We start from the raw sequence: 15,480 nt of genomic DNA on the forward strand, positions 1-15,480 counted from the left end.
GAGGGCTTTTTATGACATACACGACCGATCAATTTACAGAAATGAGCCAATTGCTTCAACAAGTCAAATCCGAAATTGGACGGTTTATCGTCGGACAAGAAAGCGCGGTTGAGTTTTCTTTGTACGCTATTCTAGCGGATGGTCATGCCTTACTAGAAGGCTTGCCCGGTCTTGGTAAAACAATGTTGATTCGGACCATTTCAGATGTGCTCGATTTGTCGTTTTCCAGAATTCAGTTTACACCCGATTTGATGCCTTCGGATATTACTGGGACGAGTCTTATTGAACGAGATGCAGAAGGACGCCAACAATTTACTTTTCGAGAAGGTCCGATTTTTCACCAAATGGTACTTGCAGATGAAATTAACCGTGCTACACCGAAAACACAAAGTGCGCTGCTAGAGGCAATGGGTGAAAAGACAGTGACCATACTTGGTGATACGAAAAAAATGGCGCGACCGTTTTTCGTTTTGGCAACACAAAATCCTATTGAAATGGAAGGGACGTATCCGTTACCTGAAGCACAAATGGACCGTTTTCTTTGTAAAATTCTGGTTGCTTACCCAAGTCGCGAGGAGCTTGCGGAAATTAGCCGCAGAACAACGGGATCTCAACTAATTCTTCTTAGTAAAAAAATGAATACAGCCAGCTTAATTGATGCACAAGATATGGTGAAAGAAGTGTTGATAGCAGAAGACATTTTAATGGTGGCTGTCGATATCATTCAAAATACGCATCCAGAGCATTCAGAACATCAAGAAATCCAGCAATTTGTTCAATACGGTAGCGGTCCTCGTGGTCTGCAAAGTTTGATCCGTTTAGCAAAAGCACGTGCTTTAATGGAAGGACGGTATCATGTATCAATTGGCGATTTAAAACATGTGGCAAAACCAGTACTGAGGCACCGCTTGTTATTAAATTATGAAGCAGAAGCAATGGGTAAAAATGTAGATGAACTGATTGATAGTGTGCTAAGTACAGCAGGAAAAGGCGTATTGAAATGACGTTATTAAATTTACCAGCTGATTGGGGCTCACGTCTTAGTCGCTATGCTATTGGAGCAAAAGCAAAAATCAAGGGACACCATAAAGGTTCTCACCGGTCAATGCGTTTTGGTAGTTCATTGGATTTTTCCGATTTTCGCGAATACCATCCAGGAGATGATGTACGCCATATTGACTGGAACGTTTACGCAAGAACTGAACGTATCTATATTAAACGTTTTCTAGATGAACAAGAAATGCGTATCCATATCTTACTTGATAGTTCAAAATCAATGGACAATAAATGGCTGTTTGCGAAGCAATTAGCGTTTTCACTCGGTTTAATGGTGTTAGGAAGAGATGACCGCTTGACGGTGTCTGCTGGACAAAAACAACTGATTCCTTTTCGTAAAAAAGGGAAATCGGCAAAAAAGCTGTTTGAACATTTCGTATCTACTATGCCCAATCCTGAAAACGTGTCATTTGCGAGTCAGGCAAGTTTTCACGCTGCTAAAGATTCTACGGTATTATTCATTGTATCCGATGGACTAGAACCACTTACGGATTGGCAGGTGTTTTTCAGACAGGCTCCGGCTTTTGCGCACGATATTCGATTTATTCATTTGACTACACAAGATGAACGGCTGCCGTCTTACAAAGGTGATTTGCGTTTTATCGACGATGAGACGCAGCAGGTAACGAGTGTGACGGTGACAGAAGAAGCACTTCGTGCCTACCAAAAGCAAAGTGACTTGCACAGTCAAGGCTTGGAATCTCTTTGTCGCACATATGGTATTGCTTATTTGCCGGTACACGTAGAAGACGGAATCGAGCAAGTGTTATTTCATCAAATGATACGAAAAAATTGGATTGGGTGAGGTGAAGCGGTATGGGAGTAGCAAATTGGGGAATGATTTGGACGGCAATTATGCCGCTAGCCGTCATTCTCTATTATTTCTTTAGAAAAAAGTACAAAGACCAGCGCGTTTCTTCAACGTTATTTTGGCAAGAACGAATGAAAGAGCTGCAAGCATCGCCTTATTTAAAAAAATTGCAGCATCATTTATTGTTTTATCTTCAATTAGTAGCTCTTATTTTTTGTGTAGTGGCGTTAATCGAGCCTTTCAGCGAATCGGAAACATTAGCTGGTAATGATTTTATATTTATTGTCGATACGTCAGCAACGATGCTAGCTGGTTCTCCAACGCATTTTGAAAAGCAGCAGGTCCAAATGAAGAAATTGGCGTCACAAGCAGGAGGTAAGCCTGTGACAATTGTTACGACGGGTGTTAGCCCGGAAGTGGTCATTCGCAATGAGCAAAATGTTGAGCGAGTCGAAAAAGCAATTGACGAATTAGCGGTAAGTTACGAAAATGCCGAAATGGAGCAAACGATTTTATTTGCGGATACGCTCGCGACTAATGACTCAACGATTATTCATATTTTTACCGATTACTTGGACCGTGCCATCCTTGCCAATAAAACCGGACAAAGTTATCAAGTTCATGGATTTTCAGAAAAACTGACTAATGTAGCCATTCGCCAATTGGGTCTTTCAGAAACGGACAATGGGATAAGAGGTATAGTTCAAGTAGTTAATAATAGCGAAAAAACGATGAATGCTACTGTCCGTTTATCGTCTGGCAGTTTCGAGAAAGCAGTAGAAGTAAAACTCGAAGCGGCGGAAGAATTGCTCGTTCCGTTTGAAGCGTTGCCAAATCATAAGCTATGGCAAGCAGAACTAGAGGTATCGGATGATTATGCGGCGGATAACACAATGGCAACATATCTAGCCCCACCAGTTAACGCAATTGTCATTGACTCGGCTTTGCATGAATTAATCGCAAGTGGTTTTCGTTCACTCGCTTTAGATGTTAGTTTAGCCGAAGCCACTCAATTGCAGCCTGACGCTGGATTACCCATAGTTACGAATCAACGTGACTTACTAGAAGCAACAACACCCATTTTAATGTTTGGGCGAAATGATGAAAATCCGTTTGAAGTGACCGGACAAATTGAGACAAAGCCGCATCCGCTTTTCACATATGCCTCATTGGATGAAGTTTATGTTTCACAACTGTACCCATCTTTTGAAAACTATGAAACCATCGCCACCATAGATGACCATCCGTTTATTCAAATTTCTCCAAAAGGAGATATTGTCGTGCTGACAGATATTCAATTGACCGACTGGCCTCTTTCTCCTTCTTTCCCTTTGTTTTTATGGAGCGCCATGGAAAGTTTATCAGGCGATGCGGAATTTCTTGGTTTTTTCCAACCGAACGAACACCGATCTGTATCGTTAGCTTCACCAACCGGAGAATGGGGAATTTTTCGAGACGGTGCTTATCGCCATTCCTATATTGAAGGGAACGGTCCTTTTGCGGCACCTAATGAACCGGGTGTTTACCAAGTGGTGGGTGACGAAAAAGACATGACTATGATTGTACAGTTAACTTCTCAAGAAAAAGAGCTTTCTGCTGGGGCGTCTTATGCAATGGGGCAGGCGAAAGCAGCACAAGATACCGTCCGCTTTTCGTTTGTGCCATTTATTATAGGAATTGTCTTACTGTTAGTGCTTCTGGAATGGGAGGTGTATCGTCGTGGAATTACAACTCGATAAACCCATCTGGCTGTTGTTACTCATTCCGGTACTGTTTTATTTTGGCTGGTTTGCACTCAAGCATTTTTCAGCTAGCTCTAAAGTGATAAAGGCTGTGTTTGTTTTAAGAACCGTGGCTGTCACCTTGTTGATAGTTGCTTTGGCAACTCCTTCGTTATTCAGTCCTGTAAAAGAAGAACAAGTTATTTTTCTTATGGACCGTTCTGCGTCTCTTGAAGGAATGCAAACAGCAATGACCGTGGCAATTGAAGAAGCAGTAGAGGCCAAAAAAGATTATCAATCTATCGCGGTCTATACATTTGCAGAGGATTTCCAAAGCTTGTTGCCAATGACTAACGATCCGCAACCTTTACCGGCAGAACTAACCGTTGGAAACAGTAGCCACACCAATATCGCGCGAGCGTTAGAACTTGCTTCAAATAGTGGAGATACCAACTTAGCGACGCGACTTGTTATTTTAACGGATGGCAATGAAACACAATCGTCTGCTATTGAAAGTTTAAATCGACTTCAGTCTGAGCGCCTTCAAGTGGATATCTGGCCGGTCGAACAAATCGCTAAAAATGATCTGGCGATTAGTCGCTTTGAAACACCTCCACGTGCATTTTTAGGTGAATCGCAAACGTTTACTGTAGCCATTGACTCAAGTACCGAATCAACAGCTAAACTTATTTTTTCTGCTAATGATAAAGAGTTGGATAAGAAAGAAATCAAAGTTGTTGAAGGTCAAAATGTCTATAGCTATTCGTATCCTGCCAATTCGGAAGGGCTTCAAAAGTATGAAGTCCGTTTAGAAACGGCGAAAGATGCGTACCTTGAAAACAATTCATTGTTTAGCATGACAGAAGTTTCTGGAAACCCAGAAGTGTTAGTCGTCAATGGCGGTGTTCCAAGCCCAATTCCACGTTTATTGGATACAAATAATTTAAGCGTAACGGAACTAACTGCGGATCAATTGCCGAGTAGTTTGTCTGCCATCCTTCGTTACGATTCGATTATTTTTGATAATGTCTCTGGAACGTCTGTAGGAGAACAACAAATGACGATTATTGAACAAGCGGTTCGTCAATTTGGTGTTGGATTTATGATGGTTGGTGGCGATCAAAGCTTTGGCTTAGGTGGCTATTTTAAAACGCCAATTGAACAGTTATTGCCAGTCGAAATGGAAGTCAAAGGCAAGCATGAATTGCCTTCACTGGGATTGATGATTGTTATGGACCGTTCGGGAAGTATGATGGGCATGAAAATGGAACTAGCGAAAGAAGCAGCTGCTCGTTCGGTTGAATTGTTGCGTCCTGATGATACATTAGGAGTTATCGCATTTGATGACAAACCGTGGGAAATCTTACCGACAGCTAAAGTAGCAGATCCGGAAAATGCAGTAGATAAAATTTTAAGTATTACACCTGGTGGCGGAACTGAAATTTATCGTTCGTTGCAGCAAGCCTATATGGAACTAGAAGATTTAAAACTGCAGCGTAAACACATTATCCTGTTAACAGATGGACAATCGGCAACATCCAATGATTATGACGCGTTAATCGAAAATGGAAAAGACAATAATATTACCTTATCGACCGTCTCCATTGGACAAGATGCAGATCGAAACTTACTAGAGCAACTAGCTAATACAGGTAGCGGGCGATTTTACGACGTTACGGATGCCACGACAATTCCCGCTATTTTATCCCGTGAGACGATCATGATGTCACGAACATACATTGTGGATAAGCCATTTTATCCCGTGGTATACGACAGCAAATGGAATAATTTGTTTGCAGAAGGTGTCCCGCAATTGAATACCTATATTGCAACGACAGCGAAAAATACAGCAACGGTGGCACTCGAAAGTGAAGAACAAGATCCGGTACTCGCGAGTTGGAATTATGGCCTTGGAAAAACAGTTGCTTTTACATCCGGAAGCGGGGCCTGGAGCGGTGATTTTCAGAGCTGGTCGAAGTGGCCAGAGTTTTGGAATAAAACTGTAGCTGAATTACAGCCTAGTTTTGAAGAAATTCCTTTTTCAGTGGTACGAAAAGAACAAGGCGTTTACACAGTCGAGGATCCTACTCATAGCTCGGCAATTTTAACGATTGCGGCAGTAGATGAGCAAGGCAACGAGATTCCGCTGCAGACGGAACCGGTAGCACCTGGAAAAGTAGACGTGAAAATCGATGCTGAACCCGGATTAGTATTTTTGAGCGTGAGTAACGAAACAGGAGCTGCCTATAAAACAGGCCTGACGATCCCTTATGGAGATGAATACCACCCGGCAGAGGCAAACATGTCTTTACTAACAACATTGGCCAAACGGACAGGTGGACAGGTTTTAGAGACATTAGATGTAGCTTTTCGAGATATGTCGTACAAGAGTGGTAGTATTCGGTCGATTCAGCTGATTGTCCTGTTTATCGCAATGGTCTTGTTTTTTGCGGATATCACGCTTCGTCGTTTCGGACTACCGGCACCTCTAGTTAAGAAAAAAGCTACAAAAGAAAAAGATTCCTCGCCTATGGCAATTGATCAATTAATAAAAGCGAAAAGTAAAAAATAACACTTTTGTATTTTCCCATTAAACAACAGTAGCTCAGACCTAAAAGGTCTGAGCTACTGTTGTTTAACTCCGGCTTGTAGCCAAAAGTTGTTGTTTTCGCATCGACCAGGTGTTGGCGATAAAGAAACAGGTGATTAAAATGGCAGTTCCTAAAATATAAGGATAGCTCATATCGATATCAAAAAGAATACCTGCAAGTGCCGGACCAATCATATTGCCAAGACTCATGTAGGCATTGTTCATACCGGCGGCAAAGCCTTGTTCATCACCCGCTAATTTTGAAATCAACGTATTGATCGCAGGTCGAAGTAGAGATGCTGCAGTGAAAAATACCGCTGATACTAAAAGAATAGCCCAGAAAGAACTAACGAACAGAATACCAATCATCCCAGCTGCAGATATGAGAAGGTTAACCAAAATAACTTTCATCTCACCGAAACGCTTAAAGAGTTTGTCGATTACAAATGTCTGAACAATAACGCCGACAAACCCACCAACTGTGATTAACACAGCAATTTCTTTCGGTGTGAAACCAAATTTTTTATCGGCATATAATGCAATGGTCGATTGAAAGTTAGATAAACCAAAAGCGAAGATGAACATCACCAATAACATGACGAAGTAAGGCGTATAAGTAGAACGCTTCATCTGTTGCAGCAAGTTTTCGGATTTTTTATCCGTTGCTTGAATCGTAGGAACCACATTGGGTAGCACAGCGAAGGAGATCAACGCCGCAATTAAGGCAACTGCAGTAGCGATATAAAACGGAAATTGAATACTAACTTCGGCCAAAAAACCACCAATACCGGGACCAATCATAAAGCCGAGTGACATAGAAGCACCAAGCAGACCCATGCCTTTACCTCGTTCTTCGTATGTCGTGATATCTGCAACAAATGCCATCATCGGAGGAATCAGGAATGCCGCTCCCAGTCCACTAAAGAAACGGGCAACATAAAGCATCCATAATTCGGTAGACATACCGAATGCTAGTTGAGACAACCCGAAAACAATCAATCCAAAGATAATTAGTTTTTTGCGACCATATTTATCAGAAAGTTGACCGGAAAGAGGAGAAAATAAGAATTGCGCTAAAGCAAAAGTGGCGATTAATGTACCGAGTGCTTGACCAGCGACGCCAAACGTATCTAAATAGGCAGGCATAATCGGAATGATTAATCCAATACCGCTCATCGCAATGAACATATTGAACATCAGCACATAAAGCGCTGATTTATTTGATTGTACGGCCATAGAGAGACCTTCTTTCGTTATTATTTCGTATTACTAAATTTCAGTCTGTAGAATCTACATACTATACCCCAAAACGTCAAAAAAAAACAGGCAAACGTTCTGCCTGTTAGTTTTCCATATCCATTTTAAATTCCAAAAACAACTCGTTATAAGTTCCCAGCATTTCAAGACCCAAATTCTCATAAACTTCTAGTCGTTCTCGCAGTTCTTCAGGAGGATAAAACCGTTTATCCTCTGTAACCTCGGGATCCATCAAAGCAATTGCTTGCTCGTTCGGTGTAGAGTACCCGACATAATCTGCGTTTTGAGCAGCTACTTCAGGATCTAACATAAAGTTGATAAAAGCATGAGCACCTTCTACGTTATCCGCAGTTTTAGGAATAATCATATTATCAAACCATAAATTCGAGCCTTCTTCTGGAACAACGTAATCAATGTCTTCGTTAACCCACATGACGTCTGCAGCTTGGCCAGACCAAATAACAGCTACCGCTGCTTCCTCGCGTCGCATCATTTCAACAATTTCATCGCCAATAATGGCTTTAACGTTGGGACCCATTGTTTTCAACTTGTCTGTCGCTGCTCGCAATTCATCCATATCGGTTGAATTTAACGAATAGCCGAGGCTGTTTAACCCCAAACCAATCACTTCACGGGCGCTATCAACTAGGATGACTTCTTGTTCAAGTGACGGATCCCACAAGTCGTTCCAGCTTTCAAACGTCTGTCCGTCTAGTAAGGTAGGATTAAAGGCTATACCGACAGTCCCCCAAAAATAAGGAATAGAATATTCATTGCCTGGATCAAAAGGCAAATCAAGAAAATAAGGATCAATATTTTTCAAGTTTGGAATCAGCGCATGGTCAATCGGTTGTAGTAATTTGTTTTCCTTCATTTTTTCAATCGCATATTCAGAAGGCATCGCGACATCATAAGTGGTTCCGCCTTGCTCAATTTTTGTCATCATTGATTCGTTTGAATCGAATGTTTCATAAACTACAGAGATATTGGTTTCTTCTTCGAATTGCCTGATTAGTTCAGGATCAATATATTCGCCCCAGTTGTAGACAGAAATGGTACCACCGCCTGAAGTTGCTGAACTTTTTTCCAATACATTGACGGTATACAACAGTATGGTCGAAATGACAACAATCGCGATTGCAACTCTCACAAGTTCTTTCATAGTTTGGCGCCTCCAGTCCCAGGAGATTGTCCCGCACGTTGATTAAAGAAGTAATAGCCGAGAACCAAGCCAAGTGTTACAACAAATATTAATGCGGAAAGCGCATTGATGGTTAACGTGATTCCCGCTCGTGCCATTGAATAAATTTCGATGGATAAAGTCGAGAAACCGTTTCCTGTGACGAAAAAAGTTACCGCAAAATCGTCTAACGAATAAGTTAATGCTAGGAAAAATCCAGCGAAAATACCCGGCTTAATATAAGGGATAATTACGCGCGTCAAAATATCACGTTTCGATGCGCCAAGATCTGTTGCAGCATCGATCAATGACCGGCTCATTTCCTGAAGTTTTGGCAAAACCATAATCACCACAATTGGAATACTAAAAGCAATGTGTGAAATTAAGACAGATGCAAAACCGAGTTTGACACCAACCAACGTGAACAAGATTAGAAACGATGCGCCAATAATGACGTCTGGACTAACAATCAAAATGGTGTTTAAGGACAAAACAGCTTTGCGCGTTTTGCGATTTCGTAAAAATACGATACCAATAGCACCTAAAACACCGATTGCTGTTGAAATAAGTGAAGACAATAAGGCAATAATTACCGTATTCATCAAAATAATGAGTAATCTTGTGTCATTAAAGACCGCACCATAATGCTCCCAAGTAAACCCTTCAAAACTCGACATTGTGCCACCACTATTAAAAGAATAAAAGATCAAGTAGAAAATAGGCGCATAGAGAATGGCAAAGACCAGCACCAAATAGACTTTTGCTGTTTTACTTAGTTTTGCCATTATACGAGCCTCCTTTTTCTTTCTGACCTGTCAGCATCATAATGATGATCATAAACAAGATTAAAAACACTGCAATAGTTGAACCCATTCCCCAGTTTTGAGTAACGAGGAATTGCTGTTCAATTGCTGTTCCGAGCGTAATGACCTTGTTTCCTGCAATAAGACGAGTAATAACAAAAAGCGACAGAGCGGGGATAAATACGGCTTGTATGCCTGACTTTACACCGTTGATGGCTAATGGAAAAATAACACGTCTAAATGTTGTGAAAGCTGAAGCACCTAAGTCTCGGGAAGCATCAATCAATGCAGGGTTTATTTTATCTAGCGAGTTGAAAATTGGCAGCACCATAAACGGAATAAAAATATAAACGGAAACAAAGATAAAACTGAAATCAGTAAATAAGATTTGCCAAGGACCTGCCCCGAGCGTTTGAAGAAGCTTGTTAGCAGGTCCATACAATCCGAAAATACCGATAAAAGCATAAGCTTTTAGCAATAAATTAATCCACGAAGGAATAATGATGAGTAGTAGCCAGAGTTGTTTGTGCTTTGTTTTTGTTAGCCAGTAAGCCGTTGGATAAGCAATCACAATAGTGATTAACGTAATCAAAAACGCATACCAGAAAGAACTCAGCGTCATCCGCAGATAAACAGAAGAAAAGAAATTCTGATAATTTTCCAAAGTAAAAGCGCCAGTCAAATCCAAAAACGAAAAATAGAAGATTAACGCAATTGGCGCTATGACGAATAAGGCAATCCATAAATAATAAGGGATAAGGTAAAGCGGACGTGAGGGGTTATCTTTCATTGACTGACGCTCCGTAGGACTCCAGACGTGCATCAAACGCTTCTTCCGATTCGTTTAGACGCATCACGTGAATAGCTTCTGGTGAAAAATCTAAGCCGATTTGAGAACCGACTTCTACTTTTTTCGTAGAATGCACAAGCCATTCATTGCCAACTTCATCGATGGTTGAAATTTCAAAATGAACCCCTCTAAATAGTTGCGTATCAACCGTAACCATCATTTTGCCTTTTCCACTTGGCGTGATTTCCAAATCTTCTGGACGGATGACGATTTCCACTTGCTCATTCGGATTGAGTCCAGCATCGACACATTCAAAATTTTTATTGGCAAATCGAACTTGGTAATCCGCAATCATTTCTCCACTGACGATATTCGATTCTCCAATAAAGTCCGCAACAAAACGATTGATAGGTTCATCGTATATGTCCATAGGGGTGCCACTTTGCTGAATTTTCCCTGCATTCATAACGAAAATTTCATCCGACATGGCGAGCGCTTCTTCTTGGTCATGTGTGACAAAGACAAAGGTTTTGCCTAAACGCTGCTGCAGTTCCCGCAATTCATACTGCATCTCAGTGCGTAATTTCAAATCCAAAGCAGACAGTGGCTCATCTAGCAAAATAACTTCGGGGTCATTGACGATAGCTCGTGCAATTGCCACACGTTGACGCTGACCACCAGACATCTCTGAAATTTCTCTTTTTTCATAGCCTTGTAAGTTAACAAAAGCGAGTGCTTCTCGTACACGTCTTTCAACTTCAGGACCTTTTACTTTCTTAATCCGCAAGCCAAACGCAATATTTTCAAAAACATTCAAGTGAGGAAACAGTGCGTAGTCTTGAAATACCGTATTCACTTGACGCTGATTAGCAGGTACCGTGTTCATTTTTTTGTCTTCAATATAAATATTGCCGCTAGTAGGTGTTGCAAATCCTGCAATTAAACGTAAGATGGTTGTTTTTCCACAACCAGAAGGTCCAAGCAATGTATAAAATTTTCCTTTTTCGAGTTCGAAGCTAACATTATTTAAAACATTGCCGGCTCCTTCGTAAGTTTGCGTCACATTTTCAAAGCGAATGATGGGTATTTCCGCCATAAGATCCCTCCTGAATTATAAATAAGATTGTGTTGTGACAATGATCATTTCTGAAACACCATCGCAATCATTGATAAGCTGATGATGATTAGAAGCTTCATAGTAAATTGAATCTCCAGCAGCTGCAGCGTACTGATGATCGCCAATCTGAAGCAGCACCTGTCCTTCAAGAACATAGATAAAGGTTTCTGCTGAAGATGGCTCAAACTCTTTAAAATGACCGTTTGCCTGAAGCGTTAAAAAGACAGGTTCTATTTCTTTTTCGTTGGATGTAGGAATGAGCCATTCCACTTCATAGCCCGCATCTTCATCAACATGTGCGATATGATCTGCGGTCGAATAGACGATTTTAACTTCGTGATCCTCCGTAAAAAATTCTTTTGGCGTGGTTCCTAACACTTCGAGTAAACTAAAAAACGTTTCGATAGAAGGGGAATTCATGTCCCGTTCTAATTGGGAGATAAAACCTTTACTCAAATCAGTCCTTTTTCCAAGCTCTTCTTGAGTTAATCCGTTTTTTAATCGAAGGCGTTTGATTTTTGTGCCGATATCCACCAGAGTTCTCCTCGATTCTTTGTATATGAATATTTGCAGAAAGTTTAGTTAAAATATACTTTTAGTTTACTAATAGCATATATTCATTATACGGAATGACACTATTTTTTCAAGCCGAAAATTATTTTCAATAAAGGATTGTTATCTATTGCAATTTACTAGCAACTTTTACTATCATAGAGAAAGTGTGAAATAATAAATAAACGAGATAATAATGATATGATAGATAGTAGGGAGATAGCTGATTTTATTGGCAACCAATTTTAACATACATGGTGCTCCTGCATGGTTACGAAATCGCTAAGCCAATTAACTTAAAGCAAACATTTATAAGTGGAATTTTCAAGTGAATGCATATAAAAATATACAAACAGTTCGACCCAAACTCTAGGAGTGATCAATGTGAACGGAAAAATGAATTTCTTTCTTGACCCTAAAAACCGGGTCATTCAAAAATCTTCAATTATGAACTACAAACAAGACCAGCAAGGATTGTATCTTGTAGCCGACAAGCGATTTATCAACTGGATGGATGTCCATACGTATTGTCATACGTGTTTGGCAGCTTTGACTTTTGATGACGAATTTGATGCAAGTTATTGCGCGAGTTGCAACGAATGGCGAGAAGAACCATGTACAGATATTAGTTGCGAGTATTGTGAAAACCGTCCAAAACGTCCATTAGATCCCCGCCGATAAGCGGGTTTTTTTATTTATTGAAATAAGTTTATCAACTCACGTACACGGTACTAGCGAATGCGATAACTTTTTCGATTAGTTTGCAAAAATTTAACAAGCATTGATGTAGCTAGGATGATCTATGTTAAAATAAAGCCACTTGAACAGTTGGAGGATGGATATGAAAAAAGAATTTGTAGTCATTGGACTTGGCCGTTTTGGCGGTAGTATTGTAAGAGAATTGATTGAACAAGACGCAGATGTAATGGCAATTGATAAAGACTCAGAGCGAGTCGATGAATACGCTTCGATCGCAACGCAAGCTGTTGTGGCCGACACAACAGACGAGGCAGTGTTAAAATCGCTAGGTATCCGGAATTTTGAACATGTTATTGTGGCCATCGGTGAAAACATCCAGGCGAGTATTTTAACAACATTGATGTTAAAAGAAATTGGTGTAAAGAAAATTACGGTAAAGGCGCAAAATGACTATCACGCGAAAGTATTGAATAAAATCGGTGCGGATAAAGTGGTTCATCCCGAACGTGACATGGGCATTCGGATTGCGCATAATATTCTTTCTAACAACGTATTGGATTACTTGGAGCTATCGGATGAACATTCTATTATGGAGATCAAAGCAAATCATAAACTTGCAGGCTACACCTTGATCGGTCTCGATATTCGGGCGCGTTATGGCATTAATATTGTGGCCATTAAAAGAGGAGACGATATTATCGTTTCTCCGCAAGCAGACATGGAAATTGAACAAGAAGATATCTTAATCATCATCGGTTCTGATGCAGATATTAATCGGTTCGAGAAAAAAATGATGAATTAGTAGAAAGACCCGTAAAAGAAAGTGATTCTTTTACGGGTCTTCATGCGTTTAGGAAGAATAAAAAAGGTGTGTGGGAAGTTACTCCCACACACCTTTTAAATGCCATCTTATTAAACTTCCATAATTACTGGCAAAATCATTGGACGACGTTTTGTTTTTTCATACAAATACGGTCCAAGAACATCAGAAATATCATTTTTCAATTCTGCCCAGTCCGTATTTTTGCTATGAATTTTTTTGTTTAAGTGACGATTAAGCATTTGCTGAGCTTCGTAAATCATTGTACCTGACTCACGCATGTAAACAAATCCACGTGAAATAATATCAGGACCCGAAACCATTTTGTTCTTTTGCATATCCACACTTACAACAACGATAACTAAACCTTCTTCAGAAAGAACACGACGATCACGTAACACAATGTTGCCAATGTCGCCGATTCCACTACCGTCGATATAAACATCACCGGAAGGAACGCGCCCCGCAATAGAAGCTTCATCTTGACCTAAAGCAAGAACTTCACCATTTTCCATAATGAATGTGTTTTCTAATGGAACATCACATTCAACAGCTAAACCGGCATGTGTTTTTAACATACGGTATTCACCATGAATTGGCATAAAGTATTTTGGTTTAATCAAACGAAGCATTAATTTGTTTTCAGGCTCTGAACCGTGACCAGACGTATGGATGTTGTTAAGCGATCCGTGAATAACGTCTGCGCCGGCACGGAACAATAAATTGATTGTTCGGTTGACGCTACTCGTATTGCCCGGAATTGGCGAAGATGAGAAGACAACCGTATCATTTGGTTGAATTTGGATTTGACGGTGAGTCCCGTTGGCAATTCTTGAAAGAGCAGCCATTGGTTCGCCTTGTGAACCGGTACATAAAATAAGTACTTCGTTAGCAGGTAGACGGTTCAAGGTTTGTGTATCCACAAACGCATCTTCAGGCGCGTTAATATAACCAAGCTCGCGACCAATCGTCATAGCGTTATCCATACTACGGCCGAAAACAGCTATTTTGCGTCCTTGTGCCACGGCTTCATCTGTCACTTGTTGCAGACGATAAATGTTTGAAGCGAAAGTAGCAAAAATCAAACGACCATCGACTTTTCTCATAATGTCTTTAATCGTTTCGCCGACTTTTCGTTCAGACATCGTGAAGTCAGGAACTTCAGCGTTGGTACTATCGGATAGAAGACAAAGAACACCTTCGCTACCGATTTGAGCCATTTTCAATAAATTGGCAGGCTCTCCTACAGGCGTGAAATCAAATTTAAAATCACCTGTATGGACAATATTGCCGGGCGGTGTTTTTACAACTACACCAAATGCATCAGGAATACTGTGAGTTGTACGGAAAAAGCTAACGGCCGTCTTCCGGAACTTGATGACATCTTCTTCTTCGATTTCAGTCATTTTTGTTTGACGCAATAAACCGTGTTCTTCTAGCTTTTTACGTAATAAGCCTAATGCTAGTTTTCCGCCATATACAGGAATATTTATCTTTTTAAGTAAGTAAGGAATACCGCCGATATGATCTTCATGGCCGTGTGTAATGAAAAGACCTTTGATCTTATCGACGTTTTTTACTAAGTACGTGTAATCCGGAATAACGTAATCGATTCCGAGCAAATCGTCTTCCGGAAATTTAATGCCGGCATCAATTAGGATAATTTCATCCTGAAATTGAACACCATACGTATTTTTGCCGATTTCACCCAGTCCGCCGAGTGCAAAAACAGCTGTTTGATCATTTTTAACGAATTTCATCGTTATTCGATGCTCTCAACTTCGTAATTTTGACTAGCTTGTTCATACTCAAGGTGATTGCCTTCAAGTAGTTGAACAAGTTCAATATTGTAGTCACGATCTTTTAAATGGTGTCGGACTTCGCGCTCGGATGCTGCTTCCACATAAAGGCTTTGTGTATTTTCACGAACAGGTACTTCAAAACGGTTTTCTTGGTAGTATACTTTAAAAATCATTGTTTGCTCTCCTTTTTCCACGCTCAAATAGATGCACTTCCTTTATATTATCATGACATTAGACTAAAATAAAGAATAGCCCTCCTTATTTATAAAGAAGGGCTAAAAC

General features: G+C 40.4%; 14 protein-coding genes. 6 read left to right on the top strand and 8 right to left on the bottom strand.

Translation table 11 applies throughout. From position 1 onward, the window contains the following. Positions 1 to 11 precede the first annotated feature (11 nt). The 4 genes from AUO94_RS13990 to AUO94_RS14005 are packed head-to-tail and all read left to right on the top strand — an operon-like array spanning position 12 to position 6,160. Positions 12 to 1,004 carry an AAA family ATPase gene (locus AUO94_RS13990; RefSeq protein WP_058384802.1) on the top strand — a complete coding sequence of 331 codons (993 nt, stop codon included), beginning with the start codon at positions 12 to 14 and terminating at the stop codon, positions 1,002 to 1,004. After that, positions 1,001 to 1,861 (top strand): DUF58 domain-containing protein, encoded by an 861-nt coding sequence (locus AUO94_RS13995; RefSeq protein ID WP_058384803.1) that lies wholly within the window; start codon positions 1,001 to 1,003, stop codon positions 1,859 to 1,861. The genes AUO94_RS13990 and AUO94_RS13995 overlap by 4 nt, the downstream gene beginning before the upstream one ends. A gap of 11 nt (positions 1,862 to 1,872) precedes the next feature. Further along, a complete protein-coding gene (locus AUO94_RS14000; RefSeq protein ID WP_058384804.1) occupies positions 1,873 to 3,606 on the top strand; it encodes a vWA domain-containing protein in 1,734 nt (577 codons plus the stop codon). Then, positions 3,587 to 6,160 (top strand): VWA domain-containing protein, encoded by a 2,574-nt coding sequence (locus tag AUO94_RS14005; RefSeq protein ID WP_058384805.1) that lies wholly within the window; start codon positions 3,587 to 3,589, stop codon positions 6,158 to 6,160. The genes AUO94_RS14000 and AUO94_RS14005 overlap by 20 nt, the downstream gene beginning before the upstream one ends. A 63-nt stretch (positions 6,161 to 6,223) precedes the next feature. Here AUO94_RS14005 and AUO94_RS14010 read toward each other — a convergent pair whose 3' ends face one another. From AUO94_RS14010 to AUO94_RS14035, 6 genes are all read right to left on the bottom strand, one after another. Continuing rightward, positions 6,224 to 7,414, bottom strand: a complete 1,191-nt coding sequence (locus tag AUO94_RS14010) for an MFS transporter (protein ID WP_058384806.1) — start codon at positions 7,412 to 7,414, stop codon at positions 6,224 to 6,226. 106 nt (positions 7,415 to 7,520) lie between these two features. Then, positions 7,521 to 8,597 carry an ABC transporter substrate-binding protein gene (locus AUO94_RS14015; RefSeq protein WP_058384807.1) on the bottom strand — a complete coding sequence of 359 codons (1,077 nt, stop codon included), beginning with the start codon at positions 8,595 to 8,597 and terminating at the stop codon, positions 7,521 to 7,523. Continuing rightward, entirely contained in the window at positions 8,594 to 9,400 is an 807-nt protein-coding gene (locus AUO94_RS14020; RefSeq protein ID WP_058384808.1) for an ABC transporter permease, read from the bottom strand. The genes AUO94_RS14015 and AUO94_RS14020 overlap by 4 nt, the downstream gene beginning before the upstream one ends. Beyond that, positions 9,384 to 10,208, bottom strand: coding sequence for an ABC transporter permease (locus tag AUO94_RS14025; RefSeq protein WP_058384809.1), 825 nt, complete (start codon positions 10,206 to 10,208; stop codon positions 9,384 to 9,386). Before AUO94_RS14025 ends, AUO94_RS14020 begins: the two co-directional genes overlap by 17 nt. Next, entirely contained in the window at positions 10,198 to 11,304 is a 1,107-nt protein-coding gene (locus AUO94_RS14030) for an ABC transporter ATP-binding protein (protein ID WP_058384810.1), read from the bottom strand. Before AUO94_RS14030 ends, AUO94_RS14025 begins: the two co-directional genes overlap by 11 nt. A gap of 15 nt (positions 11,305 to 11,319) precedes the next feature. Beyond that, entirely contained in the window at positions 11,320 to 11,859 is a 540-nt protein-coding gene (locus tag AUO94_RS14035) for a helix-turn-helix domain-containing protein (RefSeq protein WP_058384811.1), read from the bottom strand. Positions 11,860 to 12,261: 402 nt separating this feature from the next. Here AUO94_RS14035 and AUO94_RS14040 point away from each other — a divergent pair, with 402 nt between their 5' ends. After that, complete coding sequence (locus AUO94_RS14040) at positions 12,262 to 12,558, top strand: hypothetical protein (RefSeq protein WP_058384812.1); 297 nt, start codon at positions 12,262 to 12,264, stop codon at positions 12,556 to 12,558. A 160-nt stretch (positions 12,559 to 12,718) separates the two neighbouring features. Next, positions 12,719 to 13,378 carry a potassium channel family protein gene (locus AUO94_RS14045; protein ID WP_058384813.1) on the top strand — a complete coding sequence of 220 codons (660 nt, stop codon included), beginning with the start codon at positions 12,719 to 12,721 and terminating at the stop codon, positions 13,376 to 13,378. 110 nt (positions 13,379 to 13,488) lie between these two features. Here AUO94_RS14045 and rnjA read toward each other — a convergent pair whose 3' ends face one another. Together rnjA and AUO94_RS14055 are read right to left on the bottom strand one after the other, a co-directional pair. Beyond that, positions 13,489 to 15,156, bottom strand: a complete 1,668-nt coding sequence (rnjA, locus tag AUO94_RS14050; RefSeq protein WP_058384814.1) for a ribonuclease J1 — start codon at positions 15,154 to 15,156, stop codon at positions 13,489 to 13,491. A gap of 2 nt (positions 15,157 to 15,158) precedes the next feature. Beyond that, a complete protein-coding gene (locus AUO94_RS14055; protein ID WP_058386868.1) occupies positions 15,159 to 15,371 on the bottom strand; it encodes a DNA-dependent RNA polymerase subunit epsilon in 213 nt (70 codons plus the stop codon). Positions 15,372 to 15,480: the final 109 nt, after the last annotated feature.

Source organism: Planococcus kocurii (assembly GCF_001465835.2).
GTDB lineage: Bacteria > Bacillota > Bacilli > Bacillales_A > Planococcaceae > Planococcus > Planococcus kocurii.